The sequence below is a fragment of the Micropruina sp. genome, from assembly GCF_047606665.1.
GTDB lineage: Bacteria > Actinomycetota > Actinomycetes > Propionibacteriales > Propionibacteriaceae > Micropruina.
The window spans coordinates 27,817-46,545 of record NZ_JASGEF010000071.1 but is presented as its reverse complement, the minus strand read 5'-3'; the positions used below and the strand labels follow the sequence as shown (position 1 = coordinate 46,545).

The window sequence follows — 18,729 nt, the reverse complement described above, 5'->3', positions numbered from 1 at the left end:
GCCTCGTCGGTAGTATCCCGTGCGATGAAGTAAGAGGTTCCGCCAAGCCGATCAGGAACATTGTCGATGATGCATACCAGCCCGAACGAAGCCGAACCGTCGTCGGGTGGCCTTCGCGCAACCGAGGCTCGCGGGTTCGGGTCCGCCTCACTCTGGACGGTCGTCGGCACGGTCATCCCCGGCGTGGGCCTGTTGCGGGCCGGACGACGGTTGGCCGGCGGGATCGTTCTCGGCATCGTCGCGGTCGGTGTGATCGGCCTCGGCATCTTCGGTCTGATCAACCGGGATCGGGTTGCCCAATACGCCCTGGATCCGGGCGTGCTGCGGGGTCTGGCGGCTGCTCTGGTGGCGATCGCGGTGCTCTGGGTAGTCGTCATCGCCACCACCCATCTCGCGCTCCGCTCGTCCCCCGCCTCGCCCGCCCAGCGGCTCATGGGCGCGGCCCTGGTCGGCGTTCTTTCGTTCGCCGTGTCGGCCCCGCTGGCCCTGCTCGCGAATTACGCGTACACCACCGGGACCGCCATCAGCACGATCTTCGACGGCAATGACGGCGACACCTCCACACCGGCACCCGCCGACACCGATCCCTGGGCCACCACCGATCGACTCAACATTCTGATTCTCGGCGGTGACTCCGGGGTGAAGTCGAACCGCTCCAAGGCGGTGGGCGCCCGCACCGACACCATCATCGTCGCCTCGATCGATACCCACACCGGCGCCACTACGCTCATCACCGTTCCGCGGAACGCCGAGAAGATGCCCTTCCCACCAGGCTCGCCGCTGCTCGATTACTATCCGAACGGCTTCAGCGCTCCCGCCGGTGCCGACCTCTACACCCGCTCGCAATACCTGGCGAACGCCATGTACCGCGATATCCCCGCACAGGTTCCGAACAACATCCTGGGCAAGACGAAGGATTTCGGCGCGTCGGTGCTGATGCAGTCCGTCGGATACGCCGTCGGCCTGGACATCGACTATTACGTCCTCGTCAACATGGACGGTTTCAAGGCCTTCATCAACGCCATCGGCGGCATCACGGTCAACGTGAACTATGCGGTTCCGATCGGTGGCCACAACGCCAGCCCGCCCGAGCCGGAGGAGAAGCCGGCGGGGTGGATCGAGCCGGGCCCGAATCAGCACCTCACCGGCAGTCGCGCGCTGTGGTATGCCCGCGGCCGGTACCATCTCGACGACTACAGCCGGATGGAACGTCAGCGCTGCCTGGTCTATGCCGTCGCCCAGCAGACCACGCCGACCGCGGTGCTGACCAACTACGAGAGCATCCTGAAGACCGGCGAGAACAACATCAGCACCAATATTCCGCGGACCATGCTGCCGGCTCTCGCACAGCTGGGGATGACCGTCAAGAATGCGAAGATCCGCAGCCTCGTCCTCGACCCGAGCACCGGCTTCCTGTCCTACAAACCCGATTGGAACTGGGTCAGGTCCAAGGTGCGCAAGGCACTCAACGAGACCAAGGCCGCCGTCAACTCCCCGTCGCCGTCGGCCACGGCGTCCGGGTCGGCGTCCCCGTCGCCGAACACCAAGCCGGCCAAGAGCGACGAGCTCGCCGCCGCCTGCTCCTACCATCCCGACGACTACACCCCGACCAAGCGATAGCGGACGCCGGGCGGTGGTCTCCGCCGCCATCGTGGGGCGGTTAGGGTGAGTGCCGTGACCGACGAGTTCGACGATCTGCTGGCGGCCAACCGGCGCTACGCCACCTCCGCTCCCCGCAACTTCGACGGCTACGCCCATGCCGGCGTGGCCGTCGTCACCTGCATGGATTCTCGGCTGCAGCCGCTGGAGATGCTCGGGTTGTTCCTGGGCGAGGCGAAGATTCTGCGCACCCCCGGTGGGCACGTCACCCCGGAGGCCCTCAACGGCTGCATTCTGGGCGTCCATCTGCTGCGGGTCGACCGCATCCTGGTGATCGCCCACACCCGGTGCGCGATGGCTGCCTGCGACGACGATGAGATCCGGCGCCGGGTCGCCGAGGCCAGTGGGCGGGACGCATCCGGCCTCACGGTCGGTGCGTCGCCCGACCAGGAGAGCAAGGTGCGGGCCGATGTCGCGCTGCTGAACGAACACCCGCTGATCGAGGGCAAGGCGCAGATCGGCGGCTTCCTCTACGACGTCGACACCGGTCTGCTCAGCCGGATCTGCTGAGCGGATCGCTGCAGAGCCTCCACCGGCATGCTGCATTCAAGAACTGTCAGTGGGCCGTGAGACGGTGATCCGCATGACCCTCTCCGCGACCGACGGCACCACGCGGGACGACCTCCGCACACAGGCGACAGCGATCCTGGCCGACCTCACCGGACGTCCAGACGCCGTCTTCCACCCCGGCCAGTACGAGGCCATCGAAGCCCTGGTCGCTGAGCGCCGGCGGGCACTGGTGGTGCAGCGCACCGGCTGGGGGAAGTCGGCGGTGTACTTCATCTCGGCGCTGCTGCGTCGCCGGGCCCGTGCCGGTCCGGCCCTGATCGTCTCTCCCCTGCTCGCCCTGATGCGCGATCAGGTGAGCGCCACCGAGCGCGCCGGCGTCCGGGCCGCGGCGATCAACTCCGCGAACGTGACCGAATGGCGCGAGGTCGATGGCCTGCTCGACGCCGACGCCGTCGATGTGCTCTTCGTCTCACCGGAACGCCTGGTCAACCCGCGATTCCGGGTCGAGCAGCTGCCTCGCCTGGTCGCCTCGCTCGGTCTGCTGGTAATCGACGAGGCGCACTGCATCAGCGACTGGGGGCACGACTTCCGGCCCGACTATCGGCGGATCCGCGACCTGATCGGCGAGCTCGGCGACGACGTCCCGGTGCTGGCCACCACCGCCACCGCGAACCAGCGGGTGGTCGACGATGTCGCCGAACAGCTCGGCACCGGCGGTCGCGAGGTGTTCACGTTGCGCGGGGCGCTGGCCCGCGATTCGCTGCGGCTGGGCGTGCTCGAACTGGGCACGGCGCAGCGCCGGCTGGCCTGGCTGGCGGAACACCTGGAGACCCTGCCGGGCAGCGGCATCGTCTACTGCCTGACGGTGTCGGCCGCCGAGGACGCGGCAGCCTTCCTGGGCAAGGCCGGACACACCGTGCTGCCCTACACCGGCCGCACGGACGCCGCGGAGCGGCTGGCCGCCGAAGAGGCTTTGAAGGCCAATAGGGTGAAGGCGCTGGTGGCCACCTCGGCGCTCGGCATGGGTTTCGACAAGCCCGATCTGGGTTTCGTGGTGCACATCGGCGCGCCCAGTTCGCCGGTGGCCTATTACCAGCAGGTCGGACGCGCCGGCCGAGCCACCGAGCGGGCCGACGTCCTGCTGCTGCCGGGCATCGAAGACCGCGACATCTGGCACTGGTTCGCCACCAATGCGATGCCGACCCAGGCCCGTGCCGATGCCGTGCTGGGCGCGCTCGCCGACGCCGACCGGCCGCTGTCGGTGCCGGCGCTCGAAGCCCGTGTCGACGTGCGCCGGGGTCCGCTGGAGCTGCTGTTGAAGGTGCTGGCGGTGGACGGTGCGGTCGAGTACGTCGCCGGCGGCTGGGTGGGCACCGGGCGTCCGTGGCAGTACGACGCCGAGCGGTACGAACGGATCGCCGCCGCCCGCGTCGCCGAGCAGGACGCCATGCTGGCCTACCAGGCTCTCGACGACTGCCGGATGGCTTTCCTCACCCGGCAACTGGACGATCCGCACGCCGCACCCTGCGGTCGCTGCGACGTCTGCGCCGGCCCCTGGTACCCGACCGACGTCACCGTTTCGAGCGCACGGACGGCGTCCGAGGTCTTGGACCGGGTCGGCGTCCCGCTGGGCCCGCGCGCGCTGTGGCCGACCGGGCTCGACCGGTTGGGCGTCCGCTCCGACGGCGCGCCTGTGACCGGACGGATTCCGGCCGCCGAGCAGGCTGCCGAGGGCCGGGTGGTGGCCCGGCTCACCGATCTCGGTTGGGGCGGGCCGTTGCGCGAGCTGTTCGCCACAGACGCCGACGGACGCCCGGTCGATGCCGAGGTTCCGGCCGAGTTGGGCCGAGCCGTCCTGCGGGCGTTGAAGGCCTGGGACTGGGCGGAGCGACCGGTCGCGGTGACCTGGGTGCCGAGCGTGGGCCGTCCGCGATTGGTGGAGTCGCTGGCGACCGGCATCGCCTCCGCCGGACGGTTGCGGCTACTCGGCCCGCTGGCCTTGAATCCGGACGCCGCGGCCGGCCGCGGGGCGAGCAACAGCGCCTATCGGGTCCGCGACCTGTGGCAGCGGTTCGCGGTCCCCGCCGAGTTGGCCGAGGAACTGCGCCGGCTAACCGGCCCGGTGATGTTGGTGGACGACCTGGCCGACTCGCGCTGGACGATCACGGTGGCGGCCCGGCTGCTGCGCCGGGCCGGTGCGGACACCGTCGTGCCCTTCGCGCTGGCTCTCGCCGGCTGACCAGAGGCCGCCGATGGTCAAGCAGCGAGGTCAGACCAGCAGCCGGACGGCCTCGTCGAAGGTCGCCGCGGCCCGGGTCCAGACCGGGTCGCCGGCGAACAGTCCGGGCAGGTGCGGCACCAGGCCCTTGGAGAAGTCCGTGCTGGCCTGTTCGGGCAGCAGCGACGGCAGGTTGTCGATGACGATCGCGTCCAGCGGCATCGGGTCGTCCCAGATTCGCCGGACCGGCTCTGCCCAGCTGGTCAGCCGGCCGCTGACCGGCAGCAGGTTGAGGTCGGACGGGACGTCCGCGGTCACATCGGCCAGCACCCGCAGCCGGCGTCCGGGCCGTGCCCGGTCGGCCTCGCTGAGGAAGGGCGCCTGCGGCGTGGTGGCCAGCACGCAGTGCACCAGCAGGTCGTGCGCCACAAGGGCGTCGCCGTCGACCGGCGAAGTATGTTCCCGATCCCAGCGCGAGACCTCCATGCCGGCGAGCCGCAGCGCGTCGGTGGCGCCGCGCCCGGCGCGTCCGTACGCGCCGGTGACGACCGCCGTCGCACCGCCCACCTGGTTCCCGACCTCGTCGAGACGTCCGGCGAGCTGGTCGAGGGTCATCGGCTCCAGCGGCGCGGTCAGGGCACCGCCCAGGTGCAGCGCGCCGAGCGCGGCACCGACGAAACCGGCCCAGTAGCCGAACGCGACCACCCGGCGTCCGGCGTCGTCGACCAGGTATTCCAGGTCGAGCAGCTGTCCGCCGCCGGCGACGAAGCGTCCGAGCAGTTCGGGCGCGCCCTGCTGGCCCTTGTAGGCATGGCCGAAATAGACGTGCCGGTGCCGCAGCGCCGCAGGCTCGTCCGGTAGTTCCTTGACGCCCACCACGACCACGTCAGGATCGGCGTCCAGCCAGGTGCCGGGCGGCACGATCTCCAGACCCGCGGCACGGTACTGGTCGTCGCCGAACACCCGTGCCTGCGACGACTCCACCAACACCCGGATTCCGGCGGCCCGCAGTTCGGCCGCGCCCGCGGGCGTGATCGGGGTGCGCCGCTCGCCGAGCCGGGCCTCGGCGCGCAGCAGGATCGTCGGTGTGGTTTCGCTGGTTGTCACCACGGCAGGCTATCGCCCCTCATCCGGGACGTTTCGCGCCGCTCCCCCACTGTGGACAACGCCCGCGCACCGCGAGCCGAGGCGGCCACAGTTGTCGTCTCATCCCGCCCATGAGCCAGGTCACAGCCCGGCGGTCCGCCGTTAGCATCGGTCGATCGGGTCACCGGAGATCCGTTCGCACAGGGAGGTGCACATGTCCCCACTCGTCATCGGCATCGACAGTTCCACGACCAGCACGAAGGCACTCGTGGTGGACGCCACCGGCGCCGTCCTCGCCCAGGGCAAGGCCGAGTTCGGCATGCAGACGCCGCGGGTCGACTTCTACGAGCAAGATCCTCGGGACTGGTGGCGCAGCACCCGCGATGCCGTCGCCCAGGCGATCGCCGCGCTGTCGAGCGCCGATCGGGCCCGGATCACCCATCTGTGCGCCACCATCCAGCGCCAGACGTTCACTCTGGTGGACGCCGATGGCGAGCCGCTGCGTCCCGGCATCCTCTGGCTGGACGGCCGCGCCCCCGCGCAGGTGCGCCGGTTCGGCACCGAACACATCCATCAACTGACCGGTTTCCAGCCCGACGTCACCCCGTCGGTGTACAAGATCGCCTGGCTCAACGACAACGAGCCCGAGGTGCTGCGCAGCGCCCACAAGCTGGTCGGCGTGCACGCCTATCTGGTGCACGCGATGACCGGACGCTGGGTCGACTCGGCGGCGACCGCGGACAGCCTGGGCCTGTTCGACATGGCCCGGCTGGACTGGTCGGACGAGATGCTGACCCATGCTGGGCTGCGTCCCGATCAGCTGTGCGACCTGGTGCCGGCGGCCAGCGTGATCGGCCCGATCGACCCGGCGATCACGCAGGAATGGGGGCTCGACCAGGAGGTGCAGGTGGTCGCTTCCTGCGGCGACGGCCAGGCCGCAGCCCTGGGAGTCGGCGCCATCGGCCTGGACGAGGCCTACCTGAACATGGGCACCGCGCTGGTCGCCGGCGTCCATTCGCCGCGCTACGAGCATGCGGACGTCTTCCGCACCGACGCCGCCGGAATCCCGGGCCAGTACGTGCTGGAGATCGTGCAGAACTCGGGCGCCTACCTGGCCGGCTGGTTCCGCGACAAGCTCGGCGATCCGGCCCTCGGCGGACGCCCCGACCCGGCGCTGGAGGAGCAGGCGGCGGCCGTCCCGCCCGGCTGCGGCGGTCTGGTCACGCTGCCCTACTGGAACGCGGTGCAGAGCCCGTTCTGGAACCCGGTGGCGCATGGCGCGATCGTCGGTCTGGCCGGCGCCTATGGACGCGGCGAGCTGTACCGCTCCACCCTGGAGGGGATCAGCATCGAGATGGCGCGCAACCTGGCCGGGCTCGCCGACACCACCGGCGTCCCGCTGCGCACCGTGACCGCGGTCGGCGGCGGCCAGCGTTCCCCGTTGTGGCGCCAGATCATGACCGACGCGATCGGACTGCCGCTCACCGAAAGCCCCACCGAAGAGGTGTCGGCGATGGGGGCCGCAGTGATGGCGATGGCGGCCACCGGCGAGCACGCCTCGCTGCAGGACGCCGCCAAGGCAATGTCTCGGCACGGCAGCACGACCGAGCCGGACGCCGCGAACCACGAGGTCTATCGCGAGTTGGGCGAGATCCAGGCAGCCACTTACCACGGCCTGAAGGACGTCTTCGACCGGCAGTACGCCTTCGCCCAGCGCCACCCGATGCACTGACCGGTCGAGCTTGTCGAGACCGGTTTCGACAGGCTCTACCGGCGGTGCTACTCAGGCGTCGATGCGTTCGGCGTCCAAGGCGTAGGCGCCGGCGATGATGAACTCCTTCCGGGGTGCGACCTCGTTGCCCATCAGCTTCTCGAAGGTCGCCATCGCCTGCTCCAGCGACTCGCCTTCTTCCACGGTGATCCGGCGCAGCGTCCGGTGCCGCGGATCCATGGTGGTCTCCTTGAGCTGGTCGGCGTCCATCTCGCCCAGGCCCTTGTAGCGCTGCGGCTCCTTGAAGTTCACCCCGCGCTTGGTCAGCTCGGCGAGCTTCCGCTGGTACTCGGCCTCGTTGTAGGTGTAGATGTAGCGGTCCTGGCCGCGGCGCGGATTGCTCAGCTCGAACCGGTGCAGCGGCGGCACCGCCGTGTACACCCGTCCGGCCTCGATCATCGGCCGCATGTATTTGAAGAACAGCGTGGTCAGCAGGGTGCGAATGTGGGCGCCGTCAGAGTCGGCGTCCGCCATGAAGATCACCTTGCCGTAGCGGGCTTGTTCGAGTTCGAAGGTGCGCCCCGAACCGGCGCCGACGACTTGGATGATCGAGGCACATTCGGCGTTCTTCAGCATGTCGCCGACGCTGGCCCGCTGCACGTTGAGGATCTTCCCGCGGATCGGCAGCAGCGCCTGGAACTCCGAGTTCCGGGCCAGCTTCGCGGTGCCCATCGCCGAGTCGCCCTCCACGATGAACAGCTCGGTGCGGTCGCCGTCGGTGCTCCGACAGTCGGCCAGTTTGGACGGCAGCGTGCTCGACTCCAGTGCGTTCTTGCGCCGCTGGTTCTCCTTGTGGGCGCGTGCCGCAACCCGTGTTCGGGACGCCGAGACCACCTTCTCCATCACTGCCCGGGCTTGCGGACGCTGTGCCGCCCGGCTCGAGGTGAGGAATTCGGTCAGTTCGGACTCGACGATCCGGGCCGCCAACCGGGTCACCGGCGGCGTGCCCAGCACCTCTTTGGTCTGGCCCTCGAATTGCGGCTCGGCCAACCGGACGGTGACCACCGCGGTCAGTCCTTCGAGAATGTCGTCCTTGACCACCTCTTCGCCCGACTTCAGCAGCCGGGTCCCCTCCAGCGCCTTGGCGAAGGCACGCACCAGGCCGCGTTCGAAACCGCTCACATGGGTGCCGCCCTTGGGGGTGGCGATGATGTTCACGAACGACTGGACGTGGCTGTCGTAGCCAGCTCCCCAGCGCAGCGCGATGTCGACCTCGAGCGTCCGGTCGACGTCGGTCGGCGTCATCGCGCCGTCCTCGTCGAGCATCGGCACCGTCTCGGTGAACGAGTCCGTGCCCTGCAGCCGCAGCACCTCGGTGACCGGGGCGTCCGTGGCCAGGAAGTCGCAGAACTCCGAGATGCCGCCGTCGTGCTTGAACACCTCGGTGGTCGGCTCGTCGCCCCGCGCGTCGGTCACCACCAGTTCCAGCCCCGGCACCAGGAAGCTGGTCTGCCGGGCGCGCGCCAGCAGATGGGTCAGCGAGAGCTGCGCGTCGGGCAGGAAGATCTGCCGGTCGGGCCAGTACCGCACCCGTGTTCCGGTGCGTCCGCGCGGGGCGCGACGCACCTTGGCCAGCTGCGCGCCGGGCGTGAACGGAGCGTCCGGTCCGGCCCCGTCGAACGTGCCCGGCACCCCGCGCCGGAACGACATCGCCCAGGTGGCGCCGTTGCGGTCGACCTCGACGTCGAGCCGGGACGCCAGCGCGTTCACCACCGACGCACCTACGCCGTGCAGGCCGCCGGTCGCGTTGTACGAGCCGGCACCGAATTTGCCGCCGGCATGCAGCTTGGTGAACACCACCTCGACCCCGGACAGCCCCGTCCGCGGCTCGATGTCGACCGGAATGCCGCGGGCCACATCGGTCACCGCGATGCTGCCGTCGGCCGCCAGTTCGACCTGGATCGTGTCGCCGAACCCGGCCAGCGCCTCGTCGACCGCGTTGTCGATGATCTCCCACAGGCAGTGCATCAGGCCCCGTGTATCGGTCGAGCCGATGTACATCGCGGGTCGTTTGCGCACCGCCTCGAGACCTTCGAGGACGAGCAGGTGGCGGGCCTCGTAGTCGCGGCCCTCGGCCGCCGGTTTGCCTTTGATCGTCACACCTGGAGGCTAGTGGACCGTCGCCGTGGAACACGGGAGCCACCTCCGCCACTGCCCTGATTTGGACGTCCACGACCGCCGAAACTCGCCAGCGGCGCGGCCGTCCTAGCCTGGGTTGACTTCCGGGGGTAGTCTCGCGCCACGGAACAAACCGGCCGGCCCAAGAGTTGATATTGATAGACTCAATCCGGCGACAGAAGGGAACGCGGATGAGCACGACAGCGGTTGAAGAGCTGACCGCAGCGGATCGCTGCGATCGTTGCGGAGCGCAGGCCTATTTGAGGGTGACCCTGCACGCCGGCGAACTGCTCTTCTGTGCCCACCATGGCAAGGCTCACGCCGACCGGCTGGAGCAGGTGGCACTGACCATTCAGGACGAGACGAACAAACTGAGCTGAACAGATCCCACGAACGCCCCGGACGGCTGTCCGGGGCGTTCGTCGTTGTGGAGTCGCCGATCGTGGCCGGCAAAAGGTCACAGCGGGCGGCCGAACCCGCCGGAGGATTGGCCCGATCCGGAACTCAGCGTTCCACTGATGGTCGCGATTCCCCCGAGCTCGTCGAACAGGACGCTGAGCACGTCGGGCCCGATGTGCACCTTCAGCTGGCGATCGTCGCCGGTGACCCGCAGATCGTGGACGGCGGCGTAGGTGAGCACCTGAGCGCGCGGATTGCCCGGCTGCAGGTCGACCGCGGCCATGATCCGGCGCGCGAATGTCACCCCCTGCGCGGGCGGACGCGGCACCGCCGGATCGACCACGCCGAAATACGCGATTCCGGCGCCGTAGTCGGCGGAGTAGAACGCGGTGGCGCCCACCACCGGCGCGGCGACGAACGCCACGCTCGCGCCCGCACCCAGACCGGTGTCGAGGACGCCCGCCAGGCCGAACTGCGAGTCGCCGAACTCCCACAACCCCCACGGCCCCGCCAGCTCGGCGACCCGGCGCACCGGGGCGATGGCGGGCAGGGTCGGCGCGAAGCCCGGATTGGCCCACGACCACAGCCAGGTGCTGGTCGCCTTCGACACCGTCCCCAGCAGGACGACGCGCAGCGGGCGTCCGGCGATGGTCACCACCCCCTGCTCGATGTCGGCCTGATAGGCGCCGTTCAGGTCGACGACCTGGGCGAGCGCCTCTTGTGCTTCGATGGCGATCGGTACATGCGCCACGACGGCCTCGTTGAAGCGCTCATGGGTGAGATCGGGCATGGCGGCCACCCTACTGCCCCGCCATGTGCGGATCCGATGAGGCCCCCGCGGCTCCTGGAACGCGCTCGTCTCTGGGCAAACCGGGTCGGCGGTGCCAAGGTGGGGCGATGACCAGCATCGAGGCCGTCCAGGGCGACATCACCACCGAACGCGTCGACGCCATCGTCAACGCGGCGAACTCGACGCTGCTCGGTGGCGGGGGTGTCGACGGCGCGATCCACGCCGCGGCCGGCCCTCGTCTGCTCGAGGCCTGTCGTCGGCTGCGCCGCACAGACTGGCCGGACGGACTGCCGGTGGGTGAGGCGGCCGCGACGGACGCCTTCGACCTGCCCTGCCGCTGGGTGATCCACACCGTCGGACCGAACGCCCACCGGGGCCAGACCGCGCCCGCCCTGCTGACGTCCTGTTTCACCCGGAGCCTGGACGTCGCGTCCGGACTCGGTGCCGCCAGCATCGCCTTCCCGGCGATCAGTGCCGGCGCCTATGGCTGGGACGCCGCCGACGTGGCCCGGATCGCGATCGAGGCGGTGCGCAGCCACCTCGCGCCCGGCGTCGACCTGGTCCGCTTCGTGCTGTTCGGCAGCCGGCTGCTGGACGCCTTCGACCACGCCCTGAGCCGACCCGCTGACTAGAATGCGTTGGTGATGACGAACCCGGGCAGGTACGCCAAGGGCATTGCCAAGCGCGATGAGATCCTTACCCGTGCCGTGGAGGTGGTCGGACGGGCCGGGCCGCGGACCGCCTACCTCACCGATATCGCCGACGCGGTCGGGCTCACCCCCGCCGGCCTGTTGCACTATTTCGACAGCAAGGAAGAGCTGTTCACCGAGGTGCTGCGCAAGCGCGATCAGGTGGACGTGGCGCAGCACTGGCCGAAGGCGTCCGAGGTCGAAGACCTGGCGCATCTGCGCCGCGGCTATGTGGACATCATCAGGCACAACGCCGAGGTGCCCGGCCTGGTCCAGCTGTTCACCCGGATGTGCGCCGACGCCCCCGACCCCTCCCACCCGGCACACCGGCTGTTCCTGGAACGCGGCCGGAAACTGCGGGCCTACTTCGCGACCGGCATCGCCGCCCTGCAGGCCCGCGGCGAACTGGACGCCAGCATCGACCCGGAGATGATGGCGCGCATCCTCCAGGCCGTCTCCGACGGCCTGCAACTGCAGTGGATGATCGAGCCGGACGTCGACATGGCCGCCGGCGTGGATGCCCTGTTCGCGCTGCTCACCCCGCGTCCGGACGCGACCGACGAGTCGGCGAAGCCCTGATCCATCGCCGGTCGAGCTGGTCGAGACGCGGACGACTAAAGCGCCCGGCACCCCGTCGATCGGGATGCCGGGCACTTCGGCGTGTGGCTCAGTCCAGGTAGTCGCGCAGCACCTGGGAGCGCGACGGGTGGCGCAGCTTGCTCATCGTCTTGGACTCGATCTGGCGGATCCGCTCGCGGGTGACGCCGTAGACCTTGCCGATCTCGTCCAGGGTCTTGGGCTGGCCGTCGGTGAGTCCGAAGCGCATCGAGACCACCCCGGCCTCGCGCTCGGACAAGGTGTCGAGCACGTCGTGCAACTGCTCCTGCAGCAGGGTGAAGTTGACCGCCTCGGCCGGGACGACCGCCTCGGAGTCTTCGATCAGGTCGCCGAACTCCGAATCGCCGTCTTCGCCCAGCGGGGTGTGCAACGAGATCGGCTCGCGGCCGTACTTCTGCACCTCGACGACCTTCTCGGGGGTCATGTCGAGTTCCTTGGCCAGCTCTTCCGGGGTGGGTTCTCGGCCCAGATCTTGCAGCATCTGGCGCTGGACGCGAGCGAGCTTGTTGATCACCTCGACCATGTGCACCGGGATGCGGATGGTGCGGGCCTGGTCGGCCATGGCGCGGGTGATCGCCTGCTTGATCCACCAGGTGGCGTAGGTGGAGAACTTGTAGCCCTTGGTGTAGTCGAACTTCTCCACCGCGCGGATCAGGCCCAGGTTGCCCTCCTGGATCAGGTCGAGGAAGAGCATGCCGCGTCCGGTGTAGCGCTTGGCCAGCGAGACCACCAGCCGCAGGTTCGCCTCCAGCAGGTGGTTCTTGGCGCGCCGGCCGTCGGCCGAGATCCACTCATAGTCGTCCACGTCGGCCGGCGGAATCGACCGCCCGCTGGTCAGCGACTCTTCGGCGAACAGGCCGGCTTCGATCCGCTTGGCCAGGGTGACTTCCTGCTCGGCGTTCAGCAGGGCGACCTTGCCGATCTGCTTGAGGTAGTCCTTGACCGGGTCAGCGGTGGCGCCGGCGACCAGCACCTGCTGCTCGGGCTCGTCGGCGTCGTCGGCGTCGGAGACGATGAAGCCCTCGTCCTCGGTGAGCTCCTTCTCGACGACGGCCTCTTTGGCCTCCTCGAAAGACGAGTCGTCGACGTCGTCGAGAGAGCGACGCTTGCCGCCCACGGTGAGCACCACGTCGTCCCCCTCGCGGGCGAATTTCACGTCGACGGCCTCGGGCGTGGCGAGCACGTCTTGAACGGTGGGGCCACCCTGTTCAGCGGCCTCAACGGCGGCGTCGGCGGCGTCGACCGGGGCCGCGACGACCTTCGGCTTGCGGGCGCGGGCGGACGTCGTTGTAGTGCTCGGGGCCCGTCGTCGGCGAGGAGCCGCCGCCTCGACTGGTACGTTTTCGGACCTGACTGCGGCAGTGGAGCGTGGTGACACAAGTAGCCTCTCGGATTCTTGGTTTTGGGCGCACAACAACCGGGGGTTGTCAATGGCCAGCGCCTGAGCCATTCTGACACGCCGGCCGGAACATTCCAAACCCGGACTAGGGTCGTCGCCTCCGACTAGGGTGGACGCCATGTCGCAGCCGCCGCGCCCGCCGGCGCGCCCCGTCGTCCGTAGCCATCACGGTGATGATTTCGTCGACGACTTCGCCTGGATGAGCGATAAGCACTCCCCCGAGTTCCTCGACCATCTGGCCGCCGAGAACGCCTACACGGCCGGGCGGACGGCGCACCTGGACGCCCTGCGCAAGGAACTGTACTCAGACATCCTCGCCCGCACCCGGCAGACCGACCTCACCGTCCCCGACTTCGTCCGGCACAGCGACGGCTCCACCTGGTGGTACTACAGCCGTTCGGTGGAGGGCCTGGACTACTCGGTCCACTGCCGACTGGCCGGCGACGATCCGGACCGGATTCCCGACGTCACCGAGGCGCCCACCGACGAACAGGTGGTGCTCGACGAGAACGAGCTGGCCGAGGGCCAGAGCTACTTCGCCCTCGGCATGTGCGACGTGTCCCCGGACGGCACCCGGCTGGCCTGGAGCGAGGACCTGTCCGGCGACGAGCGCTACCGGCTGCGGGTGATCGACCTGGCCACCCGTACCGACCTGCCGGCGCCGGATGTCGCGGTGGCCGGGGGCGGCTGCTGGTGCGGTGACGACCGGCTGGTCTATCTGACCATGGACAACGCCTGGCGTCCCGACCGGGTCTGGCTGCACACCCTGGGCACGGACGACCCCGACGTCCTGCTGCGGCACGAGCCGGACGAGCGGTTCTGGCTGGGCGTGGACGAATCTCGTGACCGCACCCGTGTGGTGCTGGCCGCCGAGAGCAAGCAGTCCGGCGAGTACCGGTTGCTGGACGCCGCCGATCCGGCGTCCGGGGCTCGACTGGTGACGCCGCGCCGCGAGGGCCTGGAGTACAGCGTCGAGGTGGGCACCGACGCCCTCTACGTCGTCCACAACCTGGACGCCCCCGAATTCCAGCTGTCCAGCGCGCCGTTCACGGCGTCCGGCATCGACGACTGGCGCACCGTGGTGCCGCAACGTCCGGGCGTCCGGGTGCTGGGGGTGCACGCCTATGCCGACTATCTGGTGCTCAGCTCGCGGCGCGACGGGCTGCCGTTGATCGAGGTGCTCACCCGCACCGCCGACGGCGGCTGGGGCGATCCGACGCCGCTCACCTTCGACGAGCCGTTGTACAGCGCCGGCGCGTATTCGGCCGACGACCCGGCCACCGACCGGATCCGGCTGATGCACGAGTCGCTGGTCAGCCCGCGCCGGCTGGACGAGTACCGGCTGGACACCGGCGCGCGCCGCACCCTGAAGCAGACCGAGGTGCTCGACCACCCGACCCGTGGCCGCTACGACCCGACCGCCTACGTGCAGCGCCGGGAGTGGGCGACCGCGCCGGACGGCACCCGGATTCCGCTGTCGATCGTGCATCGCGCGGACATCGTCCCGGACGGCACCGCGCCCGCGCTGCTGTACGGCTACGGCGCCTATGAGCATGCGCTCACTCCCTGGTTCTCGATCCCCCGGCTCAGCCTGCTGGACCGCGGCTTCGTCTGGGCGATCGCCCACGTCCGCGGCGGCGGCGAACTGGGTCGCGGCTGGTACGAACAGGGCCGGCTACTGGCCAAGCCGAACACCTTCTCCGACTTCGTCGCCTGTGCCCGGCACCTGGCCGCGACCGGGTGGACCAGCCCGGACGCCCTGGTCGCCCAGGGCGGCTCCGCCGGCGGCCTGACCATGGGTGCGGCCGTCAACCTGGCCCCGGACGCCTTCCGCGCGGTGCACGCCGACGTCCCGTTCGTCGACGCGCTGACCACCATCCTCAACCCGGAACTCCCGCTGACCGTGACAGAGTGGGAGGAATGGGGCGACCCGTTGCACGATCCCGAGGTGTATCGCTGCATGAAGGGCTACACGCCCTACGAGAACGTCCGGCCGGTGCGATACCCGTCCGTGCTCGCCACCACCAGCCTCAACGACACCCGTGTCGAGGTCACCGAACCGGCCAAGTGGGTGGCGCAGCTGCGCCGCACCGTGATCGCGGACGAGACGCGTCCGATCCTGCTGCGCACCGAACTGGTGGCCGGTCACGGCGGCGTGTCGGGCCGCTACCAGGCCTGGCGCGACCTGGCCTTCGAGCTGGCCTGGATCATCGATCAGGTGCAGCCGCAGCCGCGCTGACGTCCACCGCCCGCAGACACCGGCGGCAGGCCAGCATCCGCGGTCCGCGTCCGGGTACGACTGTGGTCTTTGTTTGTCCACCCACGCCGTACTCAGGGTTCATTCGGGGCTGTCGAACGAAACATCCGCGGCCCGGCTGCGTTGTACTGATGACGGAGCGAAAGGACACACATGATCTCGACTGCGCACCGCATCCGGAGCACCGACGGTATCGATGGCAAGGATGCCGTTGGCCTCTACCTGGACGGAATCGCCAAGACTGCCCTGCTCACCGCCGAAGAGGAAGTCATCCTCGCCAAGCGGATCGAGGCCGGGTTGTTCGCGAGGGCGCTGCTGAACGGAACCGTGGAGGCTGAGGCGATCAAGCCGCACGGCGCCACCACCGACGAACTCGAACAGATCGCCGCCGAGGGTGACGCCGCACTGCAGCGCTTCATCACCGCAAACCTGCGGCTGGTGGTCTCGGTCGCCCGCAAGTACGGACGCGCACAGATGCCGCTGCTCGACCTGGTGCAAGAAGGCAACACCGGCCTGATCCGCGCCGTCGAGAAGTTCGACTACAGCAAGGGCTTCAAGTTCTCCACCTACGCGACCTGGTGGGTCCGCCAGTCCATCTCCCGCGGCATCGCCCAACAGGGCCGCATCGTCCGGCTGCCGGTGCATGTCGCCGAACAGGTGAACCAGGTGTCCGCCGTCCGCCGCACGCTGGAGCGCCGCTTCGGCCGCGAGCCAGAACTGGTGGAGATCGCCGATGAGCTCGGGCTCACCGAAGAGCAGGTGATCGACCTGCTGCGGCTGGCTCGTGACCACGTCAGCCTGGACGCCCCGGTCGAAGAGGACGGCGACACCGCACTCGGCGATCTGCTGGCTCGTGAGATGTCCCCCGGTCCGGACGAGATGGTGCTGGACGCCGAAGACCGTGCCCGCCTCGACGGCATGCTGTCCTCCCTCGATGAGCGCTCCGCCGATGTCGTCCGGCGTCGCTACGGCCTGGTCGACGGACGCCAGGCGAAGCTCGCCGACATCGCCGCCGTCTGGGGCATCACCGCCGAGCGCGTCCGCCAGATCGAGCGGCACGCCATCGCCAAGCTACGCAGCGCGCACGACCTGGCTGCCTGAACCCCTCGAAACGGAAGCGGTCCGCCCTATCCCCCCAGGGCGGACCGCTTCCTTTGTGTTCGTAGTCACTTCATGACATTTCCCCGCGTGCTCGGCGACTCCGCAACACGCCCAGGAAATCCGACGGCTGGTCGCCGAAGCAGGTGGGAAGAACCTGCGGGTGTTCGGCTCGGTCGCCACCGGTCGGGACCGTGAGGGTTCCGAGTTCGGCGACCGCGTCCTTGCGGAGTCGGTCGATCTATCAACTGAACCAATACGGCTCAGCCAAGGCGAGGACGCGCCGCACCGCGAAACGCGTCAGGCGTCCAGGAGGCGGATCAAGCCTTGTTGCGCGCAGGACGCCGCGAGGGTGCCGTCGTGGGCGAAGAGGCGTCCTTGGGAGAAGCCCAGACCACCGGACGCCGAGGGCGACACCTGGTCGTACAGCAGCCATTCGTCGGCGCGGACCGGACGGTGGAACCACATCGCGTGATCGATCGACGCGGCCTGCATGCGTGGCGACAGGAACTCCACCGGGTGGGCCAGCACGCTCACCGACAGCAGCGAGATGTCGGAGAGGTAGGCCAGCACCATCTGGTGCACCCGCGGGTCGTCCGGCAACCGTGACTCGGCCCTGATCCACAGCTGCAGTTCGGCGGGCCCCGATTCGCGTCCGAGGTTCGGCTCGGTCGCGTAGCGGGCCTCCAGCGCTCCCCACTCGGCCGCCCAGACCACGGCCGTCCTGGCCGACCGCTCCCCCAGCACCTCGGCGGCGGGACGGCAGGCGTCCGGCGACGCGACATCGGACGGAAGCGGGTCGGCGTGGTCCAGGCCGTCCTCGTGGACGTGGAACGAGCACACCATGGAGAAGATCGGACGCCCGTCCTGCCGTCCCACCACCCTGCGCTGGGCGAACGTCCGGCCGTCCCGTGTCGATTCGACGACGTACAGGATGGGGCTGGCCGGCGAACCGGGCCGCAGGAAGTAGGCGTTCAGCGAGTGCGCGATCCGCTCCTGCGAAACGGTGCGGTAGGCGGCGGCGAGGGCCTGGGCGAGCACCTGACCGCCGAACGAGCGTTGCAGCACGGTCTCCGGCTGTGGGCCGCGGAACAGATCGGCGTCGATCTGTTCCAACTCGAACAGGCCGAGCAGTTCGGCGGTGGTGCGGGGCACCCTCAGCCCTGTCCGTTGGCCGAGTCGTCCTGCTCGGCCAGGAACTGCTCGACGGCGGCACCGATCTCGTCCGCGGTCGGCACCGACGCCCGTCCGGACTCCGACAGCTGGTCGTACTGCTCTTCGAGGGCGGCCAGCACGGCGGGAAACTCGGCGTCTTCTTGCACCTCGGCGGCGATCGTCGCCAGCTGCTGCTCGGCTTCGGTGTCCAGTTCCGCGACCGGAATGTGCAGACCGGTGGCGTCGTTCATTCGGCGAAGCACCGCGGCGGTCGCCTGCGGGAAGGTGGACTGGGCCAGGTAGTGCGGCACGTGCGCGACGAAACCAAGGCCGGTCAGTCCGACCTGGCCGGCCCGGAACTCCAGCGCCGCAGAGAAGCTGCCCGGAATCTGAATCCGGTCGATCCACAACGGGTTGCCGGTGGCCAGCTTCGGATCGGTGGAATGCGAGGTGACCAGCGTCGGCCGGGTATGCGGCACCGCCATCGGCACGCCGCTGGCGGTCAGTAGCATGGCCGAATCGAGCCGTTCGGCGATGCCCAGGACGGCCTGCATCATCCGACGCCATTGGCTGTCGGGTTCCGGCCCGGCGAGCAGCAGGAACGGGGTGCCGGCGGCGTCGGTGACCTTGTGGAGCAGCAGCGAGAAATCGTTCATCGACACCCAGCTGTTGGTGTCGAAGACCATCTGCGGACGCCGGCTGCGATAGTCGTGCAGCTGGTCGTGATCGAACTCGGCCAGCACCTCGTGGGTGCAGGTCTGCAGGATGTGAGTGGCGAGATTCCGGTTGACCGCGGCCGCGTCCACATAGCCCTCGAACAGGTGGATCAGCACCGGACGGACACCGTCCAGGCTCGACCAGACCTCGGGGTCGAATGTGTACAGCAACCGGGGATCGATCACGCGTGCCACCCTAGCGCGGACCACCCGAACCGCCGAGTGACTACGCCGACGGCGTACGGA

15 protein-coding genes are annotated in these 18,729 nt (G+C 69.3%); 9 read left to right on the top strand and 6 right to left on the bottom strand.

Translation table 11 applies throughout. The features are described 5' to 3' along the window. Positions 1 to 69: 69 nt before the first annotated feature. The 3 genes from QM619_RS16830 (at position 70) to QM619_RS16820 (ending at position 4,408) form a co-directional block, all read left to right on the top strand. Positions 70 to 1,620, top strand: coding sequence for an LCP family protein (locus QM619_RS16830; protein WP_415111480.1), 1,551 nt, complete (start codon positions 70 to 72; stop codon positions 1,618 to 1,620). 54 nt (positions 1,621 to 1,674) lie between these two features. Continuing rightward, positions 1,675 to 2,169, top strand: coding sequence for a beta-class carbonic anhydrase (locus tag QM619_RS16825; protein ID WP_415111477.1), 495 nt, complete (start codon positions 1,675 to 1,677; stop codon positions 2,167 to 2,169). A gap of 73 nt (positions 2,170 to 2,242) precedes the next feature. Beyond that, positions 2,243 to 4,408, top strand: a complete 2,166-nt coding sequence (locus QM619_RS16820; RefSeq protein WP_415111473.1) for a RecQ family ATP-dependent DNA helicase — start codon at positions 2,243 to 2,245, stop codon at positions 4,406 to 4,408. Positions 4,409 to 4,438: 30 nt separating this feature from the next. On the opposite strand, the gene QM619_RS16815 is transcribed toward QM619_RS16820, so the two are convergent. Beyond that, on the bottom strand, positions 4,439 to 5,494 hold the full coding sequence (locus QM619_RS16815; protein WP_415111470.1) for a hypothetical protein: 1,056 nt from the start codon (positions 5,492 to 5,494) through the stop codon (positions 4,439 to 4,441). Between the two features lie 193 nt (positions 5,495 to 5,687). Here QM619_RS16815 and QM619_RS16810 point away from each other — a divergent pair, with 193 nt between their 5' ends. Next, positions 5,688 to 7,205: a xylulokinase gene (locus QM619_RS16810; RefSeq protein WP_415111467.1), complete on the top strand. Its 1,518-nt coding sequence runs from the start codon at positions 5,688 to 5,690 to the stop codon at positions 7,203 to 7,205. Between the two features lie 51 nt (positions 7,206 to 7,256). Here QM619_RS16810 and QM619_RS16805 read toward each other — a convergent pair whose 3' ends face one another. Then, on the bottom strand, positions 7,257 to 9,344 hold the full coding sequence (locus QM619_RS16805) for a DNA gyrase/topoisomerase IV subunit B (protein ID WP_415111464.1): 2,088 nt from the start codon (positions 9,342 to 9,344) through the stop codon (positions 7,257 to 7,259). Positions 9,345 to 9,553: 209 nt separating this feature from the next. Here QM619_RS16805 and QM619_RS16800 point away from each other — a divergent pair, with 209 nt between their 5' ends. After that, positions 9,554 to 9,742 (top strand): hypothetical protein, encoded by a 189-nt coding sequence (locus QM619_RS16800; RefSeq protein WP_415111461.1) that lies wholly within the window; start codon positions 9,554 to 9,556, stop codon positions 9,740 to 9,742. A 77-nt stretch (positions 9,743 to 9,819) separates the two neighbouring features. Here QM619_RS16800 and QM619_RS16795 read toward each other — a convergent pair whose 3' ends face one another. Then, entirely contained in the window at positions 9,820 to 10,551 is a 732-nt protein-coding gene (locus QM619_RS16795; protein WP_415111460.1) for a DUF6882 domain-containing protein, read from the bottom strand. Positions 10,552 to 10,658: 107 nt separating this feature from the next. Between QM619_RS16795 and QM619_RS16790 the strand changes: the two genes are divergently transcribed. Together QM619_RS16790 and QM619_RS16785 are read left to right on the top strand one after the other, a co-directional pair. Further along, complete coding sequence (locus QM619_RS16790) at positions 10,659 to 11,183, top strand: O-acetyl-ADP-ribose deacetylase (protein ID WP_415111457.1); 525 nt, start codon at positions 10,659 to 10,661, stop codon at positions 11,181 to 11,183. 12 nt (positions 11,184 to 11,195) lie between these two features. After that, entirely contained in the window at positions 11,196 to 11,819 is a 624-nt protein-coding gene (locus QM619_RS16785; RefSeq protein WP_415111619.1) for a TetR/AcrR family transcriptional regulator, read from the top strand. Positions 11,820 to 11,907: 88 nt separating this feature from the next. Here QM619_RS16785 and QM619_RS16780 read toward each other — a convergent pair whose 3' ends face one another. After that, entirely contained in the window at positions 11,908 to 13,236 is a 1,329-nt protein-coding gene (locus tag QM619_RS16780) for an RNA polymerase sigma factor (RefSeq protein ID WP_415111455.1), read from the bottom strand. Positions 13,237 to 13,375: 139 nt separating this feature from the next. Here QM619_RS16780 and QM619_RS16775 point away from each other — a divergent pair, with 139 nt between their 5' ends. Both QM619_RS16775 and QM619_RS16770 read left to right on the top strand, forming a co-directional pair. Further along, positions 13,376 to 15,496, top strand: a complete 2,121-nt coding sequence (locus QM619_RS16775) for a S9 family peptidase (RefSeq protein ID WP_415111452.1) — start codon at positions 13,376 to 13,378, stop codon at positions 15,494 to 15,496. Between the two features lie 171 nt (positions 15,497 to 15,667). After that, positions 15,668 to 16,615, top strand: coding sequence for an RNA polymerase sigma factor RpoD/SigA (locus QM619_RS16770; protein WP_415111449.1), 948 nt, complete (start codon positions 15,668 to 15,670; stop codon positions 16,613 to 16,615). A 297-nt stretch (positions 16,616 to 16,912) separates the two neighbouring features. Here QM619_RS16770 and QM619_RS16765 read toward each other — a convergent pair whose 3' ends face one another. Both QM619_RS16765 and QM619_RS16760 read right to left on the bottom strand, forming a co-directional pair. After that, complete coding sequence (locus QM619_RS16765; protein ID WP_415111446.1) at positions 16,913 to 17,767, bottom strand: acyl-CoA thioesterase; 855 nt, start codon at positions 17,765 to 17,767, stop codon at positions 16,913 to 16,915. 2 nt (positions 17,768 to 17,769) lie between these two features. Continuing rightward, a complete protein-coding gene (locus QM619_RS16760; protein ID WP_415111443.1) occupies positions 17,770 to 18,669 on the bottom strand; it encodes a PAC2 family protein in 900 nt (299 codons plus the stop codon). Positions 18,670 to 18,729 lie beyond the last annotated feature (60 nt).